Annotated in this window: 15 protein-coding genes; all 15 read right to left on the reverse strand. The window is 65.7% G+C overall.

The window, feature by feature from the left end:
- Nucleotides 1-38 precede the first annotated feature (38 nt).
- The 15 genes from ACXI0D_RS10735 to ACXI0D_RS10805 all read right to left on the reverse strand — a co-directional run bounded on the left by ACXI0D_RS10735 (nucleotide 39) and on the right by ACXI0D_RS10805 (nucleotide 17,568).
- Nucleotides 39-413 carry a hypothetical protein gene (locus tag ACXI0D_RS10735; RefSeq protein ID WP_014035643.1) on the reverse strand — a complete coding sequence of 125 codons (375 nt, stop codon included), beginning with the start codon at nucleotides 411-413 and terminating at the stop codon, nucleotides 39-41.
- A 213-nt stretch (nucleotides 414-626) separates the two neighbouring features.
- Nucleotides 627-1,658 carry a tRNA dihydrouridine(20/20a) synthase DusA gene (gene dusA, locus ACXI0D_RS10740; protein WP_197621990.1) on the reverse strand — a complete coding sequence of 344 codons (1,032 nt, stop codon included), beginning with the start codon at nucleotides 1,656-1,658 and terminating at the stop codon, nucleotides 627-629.
- Nucleotides 1,659-1,747: 89 nt separating this feature from the next.
- Nucleotides 1,748-4,492, reverse strand: a complete 2,745-nt coding sequence (locus tag ACXI0D_RS10745; RefSeq protein WP_479642565.1) for a peptidoglycan-binding protein — start codon at nucleotides 4,490-4,492, stop codon at nucleotides 1,748-1,750.
- Between the two features lie 60 nt (nucleotides 4,493-4,552).
- Nucleotides 4,553-5,419: a lysozyme inhibitor LprI family protein gene (locus tag ACXI0D_RS10750; RefSeq protein WP_479642566.1), complete on the reverse strand. Its 867-nt coding sequence runs from the start codon at nucleotides 5,417-5,419 to the stop codon at nucleotides 4,553-4,555.
- A gap of 165 nt (nucleotides 5,420-5,584) precedes the next feature.
- Nucleotides 5,585-7,039 carry a SulP family inorganic anion transporter gene (locus ACXI0D_RS10755; RefSeq protein ID WP_101764757.1) on the reverse strand — a complete coding sequence of 485 codons (1,455 nt, stop codon included), beginning with the start codon at nucleotides 7,037-7,039 and terminating at the stop codon, nucleotides 5,585-5,587.
- A gap of 208 nt (nucleotides 7,040-7,247) precedes the next feature.
- Nucleotides 7,248-7,958, reverse strand: a complete 711-nt coding sequence (locus ACXI0D_RS10760; RefSeq protein WP_101764756.1) for a hypothetical protein — start codon at nucleotides 7,956-7,958, stop codon at nucleotides 7,248-7,250.
- Entirely contained in the window at nucleotides 7,958-8,287 is a 330-nt protein-coding gene (locus ACXI0D_RS10765; protein ID WP_101764755.1) for a hypothetical protein, read from the reverse strand. The genes ACXI0D_RS10760 and ACXI0D_RS10765 overlap by 1 nt, the downstream gene beginning before the upstream one ends.
- Complete coding sequence (locus ACXI0D_RS10770) at nucleotides 8,287-11,775, reverse strand: TipJ family phage tail tip protein (RefSeq protein WP_479642567.1); 3,489 nt, start codon at nucleotides 11,773-11,775, stop codon at nucleotides 8,287-8,289. The genes ACXI0D_RS10765 and ACXI0D_RS10770 overlap by 1 nt, the downstream gene beginning before the upstream one ends.
- Entirely contained in the window at nucleotides 11,772-12,365 is a 594-nt protein-coding gene (locus ACXI0D_RS10775) for a tail assembly protein (RefSeq protein WP_119007308.1), read from the reverse strand. The genes ACXI0D_RS10770 and ACXI0D_RS10775 overlap by 4 nt, the downstream gene beginning before the upstream one ends.
- The gene (locus ACXI0D_RS10780; protein ID WP_119007309.1) at nucleotides 12,358-13,098 is read right to left on the reverse strand and encodes a C40 family peptidase; all 741 of its coding nucleotides are present in this window, start codon (nucleotides 13,096-13,098) and stop codon (nucleotides 12,358-12,360) included. The genes ACXI0D_RS10775 and ACXI0D_RS10780 overlap by 8 nt, the downstream gene beginning before the upstream one ends.
- A gap of 62 nt (nucleotides 13,099-13,160) precedes the next feature.
- On the reverse strand, nucleotides 13,161-13,730 hold the full coding sequence (locus ACXI0D_RS10785; protein WP_479642568.1) for a phage minor tail protein L: 570 nt from the start codon (nucleotides 13,728-13,730) through the stop codon (nucleotides 13,161-13,163).
- The gene (locus ACXI0D_RS10790; protein WP_479642748.1) at nucleotides 13,640-13,855 is read right to left on the reverse strand and encodes a hypothetical protein; all 216 of its coding nucleotides are present in this window, start codon (nucleotides 13,853-13,855) and stop codon (nucleotides 13,640-13,642) included. The genes ACXI0D_RS10785 and ACXI0D_RS10790 overlap by 91 nt, the downstream gene beginning before the upstream one ends.
- A 152-nt stretch (nucleotides 13,856-14,007) precedes the next feature.
- Nucleotides 14,008-15,144: a hypothetical protein gene (locus tag ACXI0D_RS10795; protein ID WP_479642569.1), complete on the reverse strand. Its 1,137-nt coding sequence runs from the start codon at nucleotides 15,142-15,144 to the stop codon at nucleotides 14,008-14,010.
- Between the two features lie 84 nt (nucleotides 15,145-15,228).
- Nucleotides 15,229-16,383, reverse strand: a complete 1,155-nt coding sequence (locus ACXI0D_RS10800) for a hypothetical protein (RefSeq protein ID WP_479642570.1) — start codon at nucleotides 16,381-16,383, stop codon at nucleotides 15,229-15,231.
- Nucleotides 16,384-16,416: 33 nt separating this feature from the next.
- Nucleotides 16,417-17,568: a hypothetical protein gene (locus tag ACXI0D_RS10805; protein WP_119007312.1), complete on the reverse strand. Its 1,152-nt coding sequence runs from the start codon at nucleotides 17,566-17,568 to the stop codon at nucleotides 16,417-16,419.
- Nucleotides 17,569-17,631: the final 63 nt, after the last annotated feature.

A 17,631-nucleotide genomic window follows, 5' to 3' on the forward strand; every position in this document is an offset into this window, starting at 1 on the left:
CCTGTGGGGTACGGGTTGATAGCGACAACTATCCCTGTTCAGGGGTTATCGCCGCGTAGTGATGACATATCCGACCGCGGCGTGCGCGGCTGTGAACGCGACGGGGCAGGGTCGTCCATGTAGCGGACCCGGCCCCGGTCGTCCATGTACTTCACCCGGTTGATATCACGACCATCGAACGGCACGCGCTCGGCACCGAGGATGTGGCCGCCGGTGGTGCGCTGCACGCGGCGCACGGCATCGGACAGCGAACGCTCGTCGCCACGGTTGCCACGCTCGCCCCGCTCCATCATCTCCGCACGCCCCTGCTCACCGCGCGGCGGCTGCTGTGCCAGCGCCGACGACAGCGGCGCAGCCGCCAGCACAACGCAGGTGGCCAGGGCAATGCGGCAATGGAGGGAAGCGGAAGACATCGATGCGATCCTAGCCGAGCACGGCGATTCGTTCAAAAGTCGTAAATCCGGATGCCGGGTTTCGGGCCCGGCGCTTTACAAATCCTTTGCAAATTCTTGGTTTGGGGCAGTGAATCCGGTCTGAACTTTTCCGGCCGCGACCCCGCGATGTTCAGCTATGTGAACATTCGGGACGAATCGCCGCGCCTTGTCAAGTCAGGAATGTGACGGCGGTCACGCTGCAACGCGATCAGCGTCGCGTTCGGTCACGGCCAGTGCCTGCTCGACCAGGCTCCAATCGGCACCCGGGCGGTGTGCGCCCTCGCTCAACACCTGGCGGAATGCGCGGCCACCGGGCTGGCCATGGAACAGGCCGAGCAGGTGACGGGTGATGTGCTTCAGCGCCAGGCCTTCGCCCAGGCGCGCTTCCACATACGGGCGCAGCGCGCGCAGCAGGTCGCCGCGGGCCTGCAGCGGGGCGCCGGTCTGCAGCGCCTCCAGCTGATGCAGCAGGTAAGGGTCGTGGTAGGCCGCGCGGCCCAGCATCACGCCATCGACGTGCGCGGCCTGCGCCTGCACCGCCTCGATGCTGGCCAGGCCACCGTTGAGCACCACCGGCAGCGCCGGGCGCTCCTGCTTCAGGCGGTAGGCCCAGTCGTACTTCAGCGGCGGAACCTCGCGGTTCTCCTTCGGCGACAGGCCCTTCAGCCACGCGTTGCGCGCATGCACCACCACCATCGCGGCACCGGCGGCAACCTGGCGGTCGACGAAGGCGGCGAACACGTCGTAGTCGTTGTCCTCGTCCACGCCCAGGCGGCACTTCACCGTCACCGGGATCTCGACCGCGTCGACCATCGCCGCCACGCACTCGGACACCAGTACCGGCTCGCGCATCAGGCAGGCGCCGAAGCGCCCGGCCTGCACACGGTCGGACGGGCAGCCGCAGTTGAGGTTGACCTCGTCGTAGCCCCACTCGGCGGCGACGCGCGCAGCCTGCGCCAGCAGCGCGGGATCGCTGCCCCCCAGCTGCAGCGCCAGCGGCTGCTCGCTGCGGTCGAAGCCGAGCAGTCGCTCGCGATCACCGTGGATGACCGCGTTGGCATGCACCATTTCCGTGTACAGGCGCACACCCGGTGCCAGCACACGATGGAACACGCGGCAATGGCGGTCGGTCCAGTCCATCATGGGGGCGACAGACAGGCGCAGGGAATCGGCGTAACGGGCGGTGGCGGACGTCATCGGGGTGTTGATCGTGGAGACTGGCATTGCCAGTGAGATCAATAGTTTACACCGGACGGCTGAATGGCGGCGGGTGGCTCCGGGGCCGGTCGACCGGCCCCGGGGCGCCGCGTGGCTTACAACCCGCGGTTGCGCACCTGTTCCTGCTGCTGTTCCTGCGCACGCTGGTCGAACTGGCTGTCCAGCGCCTCGCTCTGCCGGCTGCTGGCCTCGACCGAGTGCGATACCGCCTGCTGGCGGTCGACGAAGGTCCGCTGCGCCGCCGGATCGCCCAGCTCACCCTGCACCGCGAACAGGCCGGTGCCGTCGGGGCGGGCCACCACGTGGTCGATCTGGCGCATGCCCGACACCTTGCTTTCGTAGGCCAGCTGGCCGGCTGCACGCTCGGCCTCCTGCGGGTTGTCGAACAGCGGCTTCAGCCCGGCCTGGGCACGCTGCTGCTCCAGCGCCTGCAGCTTGCCCAGCGCCTGATCGAAGCGCGCGTTGTCGGCATGCCCGGGGTCGCGCATGCTGGCCGGCGCTGCAGGCTCGGCCCGGGCCGGAGCCTCCGGCGCGGTACCGGCCTTCACCGCGTTGGGGGCATCGACCTGCGCCAGGGTCTTGCGGCCTGCCTTGCCATCGTCGTCCAGGCCGTTGTTGGCTTGGAACTGCTTGACCGCTGCGAGCGTGTCCTTGCCATACACGCCATCGGCGTGCAGCGGCTTGCCATCGGCACCGGCATAACCCAGCGCCGCCAGCTTGCCCTGCAAGGCCTTGACCTCATCGCCCCGCTCGCCCTGCTTCAACACGCCATCGGCCATCGGCGCCTGCTGCGCACTGCGTGCGGCCTGCGCGGCCTCGGGACCCTGCGCGTGGACCTTGCCGCCCAGGGTGATGCGGTCGTTGAGGATGTCGCCCAGATAGCGACGGTACTGGTCCGGCTCAACTTCGATGTGCGCGTGCACCGCACCCGGCGAGCCTACGTCCGACTGCCGCACCAGCGGCGCACCGTACTCGACGAAATCCCCGGTCTTGTACGGAATGGATCCGCGCGCGCCGTGCAGCACTTGGCCCACCAGCTCGCGGCGCGCATCGCCGACCGGATGGCTGTAGATGCTGATGGAGTTGGTGCCGTCGTTGTTGAGCTTGACGTAGCCGGCGACCGGACTGGGAACCATCAGATTGCGCCCGCCTGACCGGTCGGTCAGGATCAGGTCCTTCTGCACCAGCGGGATGTTGTTGACGTCGCCACGCCGGCGCACGGCCTCCAGCTCGCCCTCGACCATCTCCGCGCTACGGTCGACCCGGCTGGCATCGCCCGCGCGAACGGCAGCTGCGTTGGTGTTGGGGTGGTGGATCTTCAGTTCGCGGAACGCTTCTTCGCCACTGATGCCGTGGCGCAGGATGCGGTTGCTGCCGCCGTTGCCGAACGGCTCCACCACCGAGATGCGCTCGCCGCCGGGTGCAGCGGCTGCGGCTGGCCCGCTGTGGCGTTCGGGTGCAGGTGCTGCGGCCGGTGCAGCAGGCGCAACGGGTGCGGCCGGTGTCGGCGTTGCAGAGCGGTGCTGTGCCGCTTCGGCCTGGATCGCACTGCGCGTGCCTGCGTCGGCCATGCCGGTGGCCGGCAGATGGTGCTGCTGCTGGAAGGTATTGAGGGCTTGCTGGCTCCCTGCCCCCAGGTAACCATCGGCGGTAATCGCTTTGCCCCGTGCATCGGTGAGCCCCAACGCCGCCATGTCAGCCTGCAGCGCGCGTGCCTCGCGATCGATCGCGCCCAGCGTTGCCGGACCGGCCTTGCCATCCACCGGGGTCAGGCCATGATCGCGCTGGAAGGCTTCGACGGCCTGCCGGGTAGTGGCATCGAACTGTCGGTCGGGATGGATGGCCTGCGCGCCTGCGCCGCCATAGCCCAGTGTGTGCAGGTTGTGTTCCAGCTTTTCCACCGCGCGGCCGCTTGAGCCCTCCTTCAGCACCTGCGGACCACCGCCACCGTGGCCGTGCGCTCGCGCCTGTTGCAGCGCGACCTGGATATCCGGGTCGCTGCCTTCGGTGGCGGGCGCGAAATCGCGGCGCCCCACCTTCAGGTGCGCGCGATCCATTTCGGCGGAATGCTGCGCATAGGCATCTTCATACCCGGCAGCGACGTCGGCGGCAGTCAGCCCGGCATAGGAAGGGGTGCGATGGCGGATGGCAGCGGCTTGGTCGCGCAGTTCCTGGTAGTCACCCCCGCGCTTGAGCACCGCTTCCAGGCCATCCAGCCGACCCGGCAGCTGGTTGGCGGTCTTGGCGATCAACGCGATGGCCTCGAAGCGCTTGTCCTCGGCAATGCCGCTGCCATGCTTGTCCAGCATGGTCATGGCGATATTCGTGGCATTGCGCACCTGTGGGTAATCGATGTGCGTGTGGATCCACTGCTTGCCTTCCGCCGAGCCGGCCCAGGCATTGATGCTGTCACGCGTCGGTGCATCGATGAAGCGGATGGATGAGCGCTTTCCCTCGCCATTGCCGTGGCTGAGCAGATCCGCACGCAGGTCAGTGCGATCATGCGTGAAGGGCAGGTTGTGTGCCTTGGCGTAAGCGCTGGCCTGGTCGATGACCCCATCGACATACGTTGTCTCGCCCGGCTTCAGTTTGCGCTCCTGCGTCGCGCCCAGCGGCCACTCGCCACGTTGGCCGAAATCCACCTGGATGGTGCCCAGCGAATAGCCGCTGTTGTCCCTGACCGCGCTGACCGTGCCCCATTGCGGCTCGTTAAGGTGCTTGGTGATGCCGGCGATGCTGAGGTGGTACGAAGATCCACCACCTTCAGTACCGCGTCCGACAGCAAAGAACACCGCGCCGGCAGTGGCGTCCAGGTTGCGGGTGTCAATATTGTTTGGCATGTCTCACTTCCTTGTCCGTGGAGGAATGACCGGGTGCAGTTGCCTGCTGGCGACCGTGGATCAGGGCGTCAGCACGCGCGTGTGCAGCTCGACGGCGCGGTTGGCATACCGGTTGATGCGGCACGACTGTGCATCCAGCATCGGCCCCACATGGTCGCTGGCAGGTGCACAGCGCTTTTCGGTATCTGCAGCCCAGTTGGCCTGCTCGTCCATCCAGCGGTCCTTGGCCGGGCCGTCGGGGCCGTCCATCAGTCGCGCGACCTGTGCTTCCAGCAGCGCCTTGTGGTGGGCGAGCTCGGCCGTATCGCAGGCTTCCAGCTGGTCGTCCATGCCGCGGGCGTCCTGCACGCAGCGGGTGTATTCCGGACGCAGCGTTGCCTGGGTATACGAGGTATCCGGCGGCGCGCTCTGCGCCAGCAGCTGTTCGGCACGGTTGGCGACACGGTACAGGCGGCATTCCTGCGCGCCCTGCAGCTGCTGCACGCTGCCGTTGGGGACATCGCGGCAATAACGGTCTGTATCGCTGCGCCAGCTCGCCTGGGTGGTCTGGAATGCCGTCCGGGCAGCGGCGTCGAGCCCGGCCAGCGCCTTGCTGGCCGCCGCTTCGAGGCGCGCTTCCTGGTAGGCGAGTTCTTCCTTGCCGCAGGCCTGCAGCTTGCCGGCATCTTCCACCCCATCCACACACCAGCCATAGGCTGGGCGCAGGCGACCCTCGGTATAGGACGCATCCGGGTAGTGGGGGGAATCTGCCGATGCCGGGCCGGAAGGTGCTGTCGGCGATGCCGCAGCAATCGACGCGGGAGCCGCCGTTTCGGTCGATGCCTGGGAAGAAGGCGCCTGGCATGCGGTGAGCGCCAGGCACAGGGCCAGCACCTTCCAATACCCACGGCCGACGCCGACCCGTTCGTTGCGCCCAAGCGCGTCCATTGCCTGCATTACCTGTTTCTCCCTTGCGTGTCGCCAGCGGGTGCCGGCAGGGAGGGGCCGTCCATCGACCCCCATCACGCGGGCAATGCTACGACAGCGCCGGTTTCAACTGCCTGACTGGATTCAGAATGCGTGCACGTCGTCTCAGACGCGGACGCTGGAACCTCAATGCCCACCCCCGCGCCCCCCCACCTGTTCGATCAACGTCAGGCTGGCCGCATTCAGGCCCACCACCGTCACCTCCGCCCCATGCGCGGCCAGCTTTTCCTGCGCGCGTTCCAGCGCGGCCACCGCAGTGAGGTCCCACAGGTGGGCGTCACGCAGGTCGATCTGCACCTTCGACGCCACGTGCTGGTAGTCGAACGCGGCGCCCAGCTGGCCGGCCGAGGCAAAGAACACCTGCCCACGTACACGGTAGGCCTGCGTGTCTCCGGCATCCTCGCGCTGCACGTCCAGCATGCGGCCAACCTTGCGCGCGAAGAACAGCGCCGACAGCAGCACGCCACTGAGCACGCCCTTGGCCAGGTCGTGGGTGGCCACGGTGACCACCACGGTCAGCAGCATCACGGCCGAAGAGCTGCGCGGGTGCGTGCGCAGGTCGCGCAGCGAGCGCCAGCTGAAGGTGCCGATGCTGACCATGATCATCACCGCCACCAGCGCGGCCATCGGGATCTGCCGCACCAGGTCGCTGCCGTACACCACCAGCACCAGCAGCAGCACGCCGGCCACCAGGCAGGACAGCCGGCCACGTCCACCGGACGTCACGTTGATGACCGACTGGCCAATCATCGCGCAGCCGGCCATGCCGCCGAGAAAACCGGTGACCGTGTTGGCCACGCCCTGACCGACGCATTCTCGGTTGCGCTCGCTGGGCGTCTCGGTGATGTCTTCGACGATCTGCAGGGTCATCATCGATTCGAGCAGGCCAACCACGGCCAGCGTGGCCGACACCGGCAGCAGGATGCGCAGGGTCTCCCAGCTGAGCGGCACATCGGGGATGAGGAACTGCGGCAGGCTGTCGGGCAGCTGTCCCATGTCGCCAACACTGCGCACGTCCACATCGAAACCGATCACCACGGCTGTAAGCACCACGATCGCCACCAGCGGTGACGGCACGGCGCGGGTGAGGCGCGGCAGCAGGTAGATGATCGCCAGGGCGGCGGCACACAGCACGTAGACCGTGGGACCGCGGCCAATCAGCTCGGGCATCTGCGCCAGGAAGATCAGGATCGCCAGCGCGTTGACGAAGCCGGTGATGACCGAGCGCGAAACGAAGCGCATCAGCGAGCCAAGCTTGAACACGCCGGCCAGCACCTGCAGCAGGCCGGCCAGGATGCTGGCGGCGAACAGGTACTGCAGGCCGTGGTCCTTGACCAGGTCGACCATCACCAGCGCCATCGCGCCGGTGGCGGCGGAGATCATGCCGGGGCGGCCACCGGCAATGGCGGTGACCACCGCGATGGAGAACGCGGCGTACAGGCCGACCTTCGGGTCGACGCCGGCGATGAGCGAGAAGGCGATGGCCTCGGGAATCAAGGCCAAGGCGACGACCATGCCGGACAGCAGATCACCACGGATGTTGCCGAGCCATTGCTGGCGCAGCGGATAGGACGTTTGCATGGGAAAACTCCGCGCGCACGCGGGCGTGGCCGCATGGCGCTGCAGTGGAAAGACGCGGGTTCCTGAGCCGGGCGGGCCGGCTGCCGATGTGCGGCAAGGGTCAGGGTGGCGTGATCACTGCAGTGCGTCGTCGGGGAGCGTGGGAACGGCGCAGTCTACGGGAAGGGCCCGGGCGGCTCAAATGGCTGCCCGGGCCGGCAATCCCCGCTCAGTAGGTGTAAGCCGCAAGGACGAAACTTGGCAGGCGCGAAGCGAACGTCTGGTAGGACGCTCCACTGAGGGAACGCTGGCGATTGGCAGCCCGCCGGGTGAAGTTGACCCGCATCTGCGATGCATTCGGCGTACTGATGGCTGCCGAATAGCGCATGTTGGTACGGATGGTGGGGTTGCCGCTGGGCATGGCGTAGACGTCGTGGCAGAGGCCGATGTCTGACAGCAGGTAGGCAAGATTGTCGCCTGGGCCGTTGATCAGGTCACCGGTGAGGATGTTCTCGTTGGACGTCTCGCTGGGAAGTGGCGGCCGGGCGCCGGTCGTATTGACCAGGCCCGCCATGCGCAGCGGGCGGCTGCTCATGTCCCACTGCAGCGAGCCATCAGCGTTGTAGACCTGCATGCCGGTGTTGTTGCTGGGAACCGCATGTCCCCATGCCCACCATTCGAAGCTGGTGGTTCCCTGGGCCATGTTCCAGCCGAAACCCGCAGTGCCGGTGGAAATCCGCGTGGAGCCGCCATTGCAGCGGATGAACACCAGGTAGGGCACGCTCTGCGCCGGAAGGCTGACCGAGCCGTTCTGGCCCAACGGCGACGTGTTGCTGCCGATGGTTTCCACGCCCTTGCCTGCCGCGAAGAAGGCAAGGGCGTGTGCGTTGACCAGAACGGGGACACCGCTGTCGTTTGTGACTTCAAGGCCGACGGTCATCAGAAGCTCCCGTAGAAGACATAGGCATTGGGATTGGTGGTCGTCATGAACGTGAAGTTGAGTGTGAGGTAGTCGCCCTCGGCGGCGCCTGGTTTATTGAAGGACATGAATGCCATGTTCGGCGCGGAGAACTGGTTTCCATTCATGTCCTGCCAGCTGTCCCAGAAGGTGCTCGGCAGAATCGCGAATGGCTGCCCCATGCCCGCCATGCCCACATAGATGCTGTCTCTGGTGCTGACGTGCATCTCACCCATCACCTTGCCGGCACGATCATTGGTGTCGAACCACATCTGCCCATCCGGGCCGAATATCTGCATACCGGTTGCCATTACCAGATCCCCATGCGGACGCGGACGCGGCCGTTGTTGTCGTAAACGTGGATGACGCTGTCGTTGATGGTCAGGCGGCCGCCATTCTCGGGGCCGTTCATCGTCAATGTGCCGTTCTTGTCGAGCCTCCAGCGCGGTTGCCCACCGGCGCCGACCGCATTGGACTGGATCACGTCGCCGATCATGGCGTTCTGGATCCAGCCATTGCCGATCAGTGCCTGGCTGATGAAAGTCTGCCCGCCCTGCACCACGAAGGGCGCACTGACCTGGCCGCTGTTGGTGTTGAACAGCGCGAAGCGATCGGCCTGCATCAGGATCTGGCTCTGGTAGCTGCCATCCGGCTGCTGCTCGACGCCAAGCCCCATGCCGGCCATGTAGATCTGCCCGGCACTGCTGATCTGCGCCTTGACCGTATAGGTTGCGCTGACCTTGCCATCCAGGTTCACCACGGCCTGCGAGACCTGCTGGACCGCGGCACTGACACCTTCGATCCTGCCGGGCACACCCTCGATGGACGCTTCAACCGTATCTACACGCCTGGCCAGTGCCGCGTCCTTCTCGGCCATCACGCTGTAGACGGTGATGGCACCGGCGCTGACATCGTTCTCGCCGACGTTGTAGTCCTCCTCACCGGCGGTGTGGTCGCTGACCTGGGCGAACAGGCCATCGACCTTCTGCCCCTGCGCGGTCACCTTGCCATCGACATCGGTGACGTCCAGTTCCAGCTGGTCGACGCGGCCGACGATGGCGCCAGCCTCGGCGATGGCGTCGCCGATGTTCTTCCAATGGCTGCCCGGCGGCGTCTCGTTGCCTGCGGCAGTGCCCTGCCAGCTCCAGATCCGACCGTCGTGGATGACAGTCTGACCCGGGGTGTAGGTTGCCGCGGCATCCCAGACCAGCGGCAGCACTTCGGTGACGCGCTCGATCTTGCCCTTCAGCTGTTGGCCCAGCGCGCTTTCGTTGATGCGGCCGGCGAAATAGGCATCGTAGTCCGACGGGTTGCTGCTGGACTCGCCCAGAACACCCGCCTCCACCGGATGCCACGGACCCACGTTGCCGCTGCGATCGACCAGGCGCCCCCAGAACCAGAAGCGTGCACCCGCCGCGAGACCGTTCATCTGGTGCCGCGACTGTGGATAGGCGAAGTCGCCGAGCTTGATGGCGGCTGCACGATCCGGGCTGGTGCTGTACCAGAGTTCAGTGCGCTCGGTATCCGTGGCGCCTGCCGGGAACTGCCAGGCCAGCTCGATGCCGAACACCCGGCTGCGCGCGGTCAGCGAGGTCAATGCCGGTGGCGGCGTCGTCTTGCCTTCAATGGTGGTGAGCACACTGAGCGTCGGCTGCGATACCGCGCCCAGCGCATTGACCGCGCGTACCCGGGCCAGATACTCGCCCGCATAGACGCCCCGCACTTCCAGGCTCTGTGTGCCGACGCGGCCGGCGCGGACCCAGTTGAGATCACCACGGCGCCATTCCACGTCATAGCCGATCGCCTTGTCCGCCGCATCCCACTCGATGGTGAGCACGGACGTGGCAATACCCTGGTCCACCACCACATGCGAGGCCATCCGCACGTTGGCCGGTGCCGGCTGCACGCTGGGCGGAATGATGCTGATCGGCGGCTGCTCCAGGCGCGTGCCGTCGTCGATGGCGGCGTACTTGCCCGGCACGTGCTTGAGCGCGGTGATCTGATAGGTCAGGTCCTCGCCTTCGCTGATCGACAGCACGCGATAGTGCTGCAGGGCCAGCTCCGGCGATTCCAGTGCCCAGACCGACTGCGCCACCGGCACCGCCGACCACGGCGCGGTGACCGCTATCGTCTCGCCGTCCACCGACTGCACGGTGCGTGCTTCGGTCTGCCCGCTGGGCAGCGTGGCACGCAGGGTGTCACCGGCCGCGATCTGTTCCGGCACGCGATCCAGCACCAGGCTGCGCGTACCTGCACTGCGGATGCGACCCGCATTGCGGCGGCCAGCGCGGTTCGGGTCGGCCACCTGGATCACATCGCCAGGCATGCAGCCCAGCGCGTCCAGGCCCACCGAGAAGCTGATGGTTTCGGTTTCCAGCATCTCGGTGTGCAGGATGTGGTTGCCCACGCGCTGCGCCTGCGAACGCGAGTGGCAGCCCACCGCCGTCACTTCGGTCTGGTTGATGCCGTAGCGGGCCACACCGGGCAGGTGCTGTACCACTTCGACCTTCTGCCGGCCGAAGTCATCCGGATCGATCCACGACACCAGCGCCACCGTGTGCCGCGCCGTGCGGCTGCTGCCGGCATAGTGGAAGCGCCCTTCGATGACGTTGGCCTGGCTGTAGGTCAGCACCGGGTCCTTGGGCATGTCGGCCGAGGCCATCACCTGCCCCGCCGCATAGAAGCTGATGCCGCGGAACATGGTGGCGATGTCCTGCAGCACGCGATAGGCCTCGGCGCGGGTCTGCAGATACAGGCTGCAGGTGAAGCGCGGCTCTTTGCCGCCCTGGCCATCGCTGACCAGTTCATCGCAGTAGCGCGCGATCTGGTACAGCCGCCACTTGTCCACCCAGTCCAGCGGAACACGATGGCCCAGGCCAAAGCGATCGTTGGTGACGATGTCGAAGAACACCCAAGCCGGGTTGTTGGTCCACCCGCTCTTGAAGGTACCGTCCCACACGCCGCTGTAGAGACGGCTGAGCGGATCGTAGTTGGAGGGGATGCGCACGATGCGCCCCCACAGCTGGTAGGACCGGGTGGGGATGTTCTGGAACTGGCTGGCGTCGACCTGCACCGCCGCCAGCGCGCAGTTCGGATAGCGCAGCTTGGCATCGATGATCTCGGTCATCGACAGCACGTTGATGGTATCGGCGATGGTGCTGCTGTTGGCGTTGGCGGTCAGCCGGCGGATCCGCACCTGCCACTGGTTGCCGGCAGGCAGATCGATGCGGCGGCTGCGCTCGTACTGGCTGGTGGTCTTGCCACTGAAGGCATCGGTCAGCACCGTGCTGAACGGGCCGCCGTCGGTGGACAGATCCACCGCGTACATGATCCGGTAGCCTTCAGTGTCACCGTTCTCGGTGTTGGTCTTCTGCAACGCCGGTACCGCAAAGCGGATACGGACGGCCGACAGGTCAGCACCGGATACGGTGCGTACCACCGGCGCATCACTGCGCAGCTCGACATTGACGCCAACTTCGTTCTCGATGGAGGGGAAGCCGCTGATGTGCTCCTGGTCCTGGGTGCCGGAACGCGTCTGCACGTCCACGCCGGAGAAGTTCAGCGTGCCGTCGGGATTCTCGATCGGCACCTGGTCCAGGTAGATCGACTGCTTGCCGGCGACCAGTCCGCGGATCTCGCCTTCGCTGGCGAGGTCGATGATGCGGGCCACCGCCATCGAGTGCAGGCTGTCGGCGGTTTCGACCGGGGTTCGGGCGTTGCTCGCGCCCTTCTTGGCGCCCGCCAGTACGGGCGCGGCTGCACCGCGCGTGCGCAGCGTGGAATGAGTGATCTGGTTCAAAACTGGTCCTCCGCCAGGATGCCGCCGCTAATCACGGCCGAGCCGATGAACATGCCCTTGCTGTCATGGCCACCATAGGCGACCGGAACGGGGTTGCCCTGCGCCTGCGTGTTGACGGTGCCGTTCATGCTGTAGCTGGGCGCGTTTTCGGGTGTGTCTTTGGCGCCCAGGCCTTTTGGCTGGGGGGAGAGCATCTGGGTGATCCCGCCAACCACCATGCTGACGCCGGTTGATACCAGTGCAGCCCCACCAGCCCAAGATGTGTAGCTCCCCACAACGATCAGCACGATGCCAATGATGGTTTGCAGTACGCCTCCCCGCTTGCTACCCACCATCACCGGCGCGATGCGGATGTCATCCTGGCCTGGCGGATCGTGCAGCTGATCCCGCGACAGGTTCTGCCGGCCATTGAACACGGCAAATTCCATGCCCTTGGCTTTGGCACCCATCAGGTACTGCTGGAACCCCGGCAGCATCGTGCACAGCGCATGCACGGCCTCGGCCGGGCTGTTCACCGCCAGCCGGAACCTGCGTCCGAAGCGGGCACCCAGCTTGCCGTACAGGCGGATCGTACGAAGACGGTCAGTCATGGCGCACCTCGCGATGGCGGACGATGCAACGGGTGCGCTCGGCCCACATGCCGCCGTAGGGCACGGTCTCGGACAGGCGGCCATGCAGGTGATGCAGCATCTGCCCGTCACCGAGGTAGATGCCTGCGTGGTTGGTAACCGGCGAGCGGATCTGCATCAGGATCATGTCGCCCCGCTGCGGTTCGCCCTCGATCAGGTCGAAGCCCTCGGCGTGCAGCCGTTCAAGGCTGTACAGGTCCTGGCCATGGCTCCACCAGTCATCCTGGCGCTCGTACTCGGACAGCCGGATGCCCAGTTCGCGCGCGTGGAAATCGCGGACCAGGCTGTAGCAGTCCAGTACACCGTGGGCGAACTGGCGACCGACCAGCGGTGCCATGTAACCTGAGGGATGCAGGGTCTGCAGATCAGCGCACAGCGGTGGCTCGCCGGTTACCTGGCCGACGCTGACAATGTGCCAGGTCAGCCCGCTGCGCTCGCACATGACCCGATCGGCATCGGACGGCGTTGCAGCGGCATCGGGGTGGCTGTGCACCAGGGCCAGCACCTCGCCCTTGTCCTCGGCCACGGCATAGTCCTCAGCCGGCAGGCGGAAATGCTCGCTGGGCGTGGCGGCCACGTTGCGGCAGGGAAGATAGCGTTCGTGGCCTTCAATGGCCACGATCAGCCCGCAGCATTCGCGCGGGTACTCGGCCACGGCGTGCGCCTGGATGGCCTGCAGGGTTGTCGGTTGCATGTTTCACCCATGAAAAAGGCCCGCGCGGGCGGGCCTGGAAAGTGGAGTCGGGAAGGGGTCGATCAGGAGCGCAGCAGGCCTGCGGCGGGGAAGCCGCCATAGGGCAGCGGCTTGTCCTGGCCAAAGCGCAGCTTGCAGCTGCGCACCCGGCCGCCGCACTGGTCGCGTGCCGGATCGTCGGTGGCGACGTCGTCGCTGTCCGCTACCGCCGGACCGTTGTAGCCGCAGTACGCGCCGCGATAACCGCCACGCACCAGCCAGCCACACATGCCGGCGATGATCTGCCTGCCCGGCAACTGCTGGCCATTGAGATCAATCGCGGTGGTCAGCTCGAACTCGACCATCTGCTTGTCTTCGCCGATCTTGCGCTCGATGAACCAGACTTCGTCGGGGAAATGCTCGGCAGGATCCGCACTGGGATTGCCTTCCTCGAAGTTGGTGGCATCCAGGTACTTGGCCAGCGTCTGCCGGCGGATGATGCGGGCACCGACCAGGTCATCGAACAGCAGGCACATGGCGGTGATGCGGCCATCGATGTTGCTCACGCGCAGGCGTGGGTTCGGTGGCTGGTCACTGGTGCGTTCGAAGCCACTGGCCTCGATCGGCCAGGGGCCATATCCTGGCCCTGCCACCAGATGACACCACTCTGCAGGTGTGCGTGGAAGAAGAGCTTGTCGGCGCCGAAACTGCTGGCGTCGAGCTCGTAGACGGTGATGCGGCCACCCGGCTCAAGCTGCTGGGCATCGGCGGTGATCATGGGGTGTGCTCCTGTGCGGCAATGGGAAGAGGGCGTGGTACGGGATACCGCTCCTGGCCGCGCGGTACGATGACGTGGTGGCCCGGGCGCAGCGACGTAGTGGTAGTGAAGCAGGCGTGCTTTGACGCCTGCGGAAGCGTGGTTGTCATGGCTCAGAGCTCCGCATCGGCCTGCACCAGCACCTGTGAGGTGGTCGACCACACCACCACCGCGCCCCACTGCTGCATGTTGTTGGACATCGTGGACAGCACGGCCGCGTCCACGGTGGACTGCCAGCCCGGATCGCCACCGTTGAAGTTGATGAGGCTACCTTCGGAGCCGAAGCCGACCAGGTTGAGCGCGGCAGAGGGCGAGGTGACCCTGGGCGCCACGCGCTTGCGTACCTTGAACGGAATGCACGCGCGCGTGTCGCCGTTGGCGGTGTAGGTGATGCCCAGGATCCGGTTCACATCCACCGTCTCGTAGTAGCGCTGGCACAGCAACAGCTCCAGTGCTTCGGGCCGGCGATCGAAGTCGGTCGCGGTATCGCCTTCTTCGATCTGCACTTCGGCCAGCTGGACGCTGCCGCTCTTCTGCCCGGCGGCGAACGCCCGCCCGCCGAAGTCGGCACCGGCATCCAGCCAGAAGCTCAGTTGCAGGTAGCTGTCCGGGCCCAGCGTCTTGCCGGCAAGGCCCGGAACTGCCACGGTGACCTGGTGCCATCGCCACAGCGTATCGAGCACGACCGAGGCGCCGATACTATCGTGCGCGGTGGACCCGCCCGTTCCGTAGGACTGCTGCAGTTCCACACCGATGCGGAAATCGTCCACCGAGGACCGCGCCTTGAAGCTGATGGTGACGGTGCGCCCGGCCAGTGTCCGGACATCCTCGATGCGCTGTTGGACCAGCGCCATGTTGCCGGCACCGGCAACGCTCTGCACCTCCAGCCGAAGCAGATGGCGCGACCCAGCCAGCAGGCGCCCTGCCTGGCCGCCGCCTGGAGGCACATCCTCGCGCGTGGCAGCCACCGTGGTGCCGGTGGCATTGGCCTGCCAGCGGTCGGCGATGTAGCGAGTGCCCACGGATGCAGGGAACACTGCACCACGCTGCCAAAGGCGGAAGTCGCCGTTGATCAGGCAGTTGCGGCCAGCCATTCGGCCATCCAACCCATCCACCGCAGTCTGCACGGCATCCAACCCGCCATACACTTCGGCGAAGTTCTCGTTGATCTTGGTGAATGCCGGGCGCTGTGTTTCACCCCGCTTACCGTTCGCCTGAACGGTATCGAGGTCGATTATCTTTCTGCTCATTTAGCTTCCCATTCCGAATCAGCAAAGCCCAGGGACAGGTCGTTGCCACGCCTGAAAAAGACGGCGGAACGCCATACCTGATACTCAGTAAATCTCTGCATCCGCCGTCCAGTGGAACCAGCCCCCCCAGCGCCCGGGGGAATTGCCCCAGGCCACTTCGAAGACGTTCGTCGCGATCGTGGGAACCGATGCGGGCGTTCGGCTGCTGTCGTCCTGATTGACATATCCGGGCTCGACCACATTGTTGTTGGGCCTGACGACAATCACCGGCGTCACTCGCTTGCACGTCTTGAATGGCACCGACAGGTAACTGGTTGCGCCGCTCGCAGCCGAGTTGCCCCAACTGTAGCGACCGCTGTTGGTCGGAGTTCCAGGAACGACGTCATTGTCATAGGACTTTTCGTAGTAGCGCTGGCACAGCTGCAGCTCTTGGGCCAGCGGGCGCAAGTCGAATGCCGTTGCCCGGCTACCGCGCTCCAACTGCATCATCGCGATACCGAACTCTCCGTTCTGGCCGGAGATGACACCGCCATAGGCAGCCGCGCACAGATCCACCACCAGCCACAGGAAATCGCTGTCGGCATTGCTTCCCAGCGTCTTCCCCTTCACCGATGGCAGTCGCGCACTAAGCTGGAAATAGGTCCAGGACGCGGCGGTGACCGCTACGGTTCCCAGCTCCACGCTGATCGCGGCGGACGGCGAACCACCGGTGCCAAAGTGCTGGATGAGACGAACACCGATGCGTTTTCCTGGCGGGCCATAGGCGAAGCCGGAAACGGTCACCTCGCCGTCGGACAGGGTGACCGCCCCTTCGATTTTCTGTGCGACGTAGGCGCTGCTACCTGCACTGGTCTTGGAAACGACGCTGTTGAGGAAACGGCGCGATTCCGGCGCGGCGCCGCCGGCAGGCAGATTGGCCCCGCGATTTGCGGTATGCGTGCAGCCCAGCGCTGCCACCGTCCAACGATCGGCCACATAGATCTCGCCGCCCTGGGTGGTGCCGGTGGTGCCCCGCTGCCAGAAATCGAAGTTGCCGTTGATCAGGCGGTTCCTGCCTGGAACTGCGGTCTGAAGAGCACGCTCCAGTGAATCCACACGCTGTCCGATCGCGGTCACGCCATCCAGCGCGCCATACACTTCTGCGAAGTTCTCATTGATTTTTGTGAACGCTGGGCGCTGCGTTTCACCCCGCATCCCGTTCGGCTGAACGGAATCGAGGTCGATGATCTTTCTCGTCATTGCTGTCGTCCTGAAAGTCCTGGGGGCGCCCAATCACAGCTCGGCTTCGGCCCACCAATGCCACCACCCGCCCCAGCGACCTGGATTGTTGGTCCAGCTCACTTCGTAGCAGGAGGGTGATGCATAGTTGACGAGGCAGGGCACGCGGGACACGTCATCCTCGGCGATGTGTCCGTTCTGCTGGGTGGTATCGGCCGAGATGATCATCACGTAGGGATGGGCACGCTTTGCCGTCTGGAATCGCACACTCTGGTAATGCGCCATTCCCGGCGAGTTGACCGAGAACGCCTCTCGCCCTTCGTTGTTTGCCGTGTTGGGTAGGATGTCGAGGTTGTAGCTCTTCTCGTAGTACCGCTGGCACAACGCGAACTCCATGCCCAGCGGGCGCCAGTCGAAGCGCGTGGCCACACGTCCCGGCTCGACCTGGAATTGTGTGAAGCCAAACGAGCCGTTCTGCGCCACCAACTCACCCTTCTGGCCGGTGCCGCACAGGTCGAACACCACGTAGAGATGGTCGTTGCCATGGGTGCCCAGCACCTTGCCCTTGGTGCTCGGTAAAGTGACGGTGACGCTGTGGTGTGTGGCCGAGGTGCCCAGTGTGAGCACACCTGCTTCGATCACCACCTCCGGCGCGGGCGAGCCGCCCGTGCCGAAGTTCTGGATGACGCGCACGCCGACCTTGCGGTTCGGTGCATCGCTGTTTGCCCACACAGAGATGGTGATGTCGCCGCTCGCGCTGCGCACCCCCTCGATCTTCTGTCCCATCCAGGCGCCACTGCTGGCAGCGGCACCGGACACGGTACATACCAGGATCGACCGCGTGTCTTCCGGGTAGCCACTCTGCCCCTCGTAGGCCACGCGCTGGACGTCATGGTTGCAGATCAATGCCGAGTTGGTGAAGCGATCGGCAAAGAACGTCTCTGCCCCCAGGGTGCCAGACCCGCTACCGACACGGCCGGAGGTCCGGCGTTGCCAGAACTGAAGGCCACCATTGATAAGCAGATTCCTTCCCGGAACGCGCTCGGTGATGGCATTCCCCACGGTCTCCGGAATCTTCGCGACATCGGTCAAGGCGTCGTAGACCTCGGCGAAATTCTCGTTGATCTTGGTGAACGCCGGGCGCTGTGTTTCACCCCGCTTTCCGTTCGGTTGAACGGAATCGAGGTCGATGATCTTTCTTGCCATTAGTGGCTCCTTGAACGAGGTGAATCGGTGGCGGCCGATCGGAGTTCGAGTACTTTCATTCAG

The organism is Stenotrophomonas sp. C9D9, assembly GCF_056491205.1.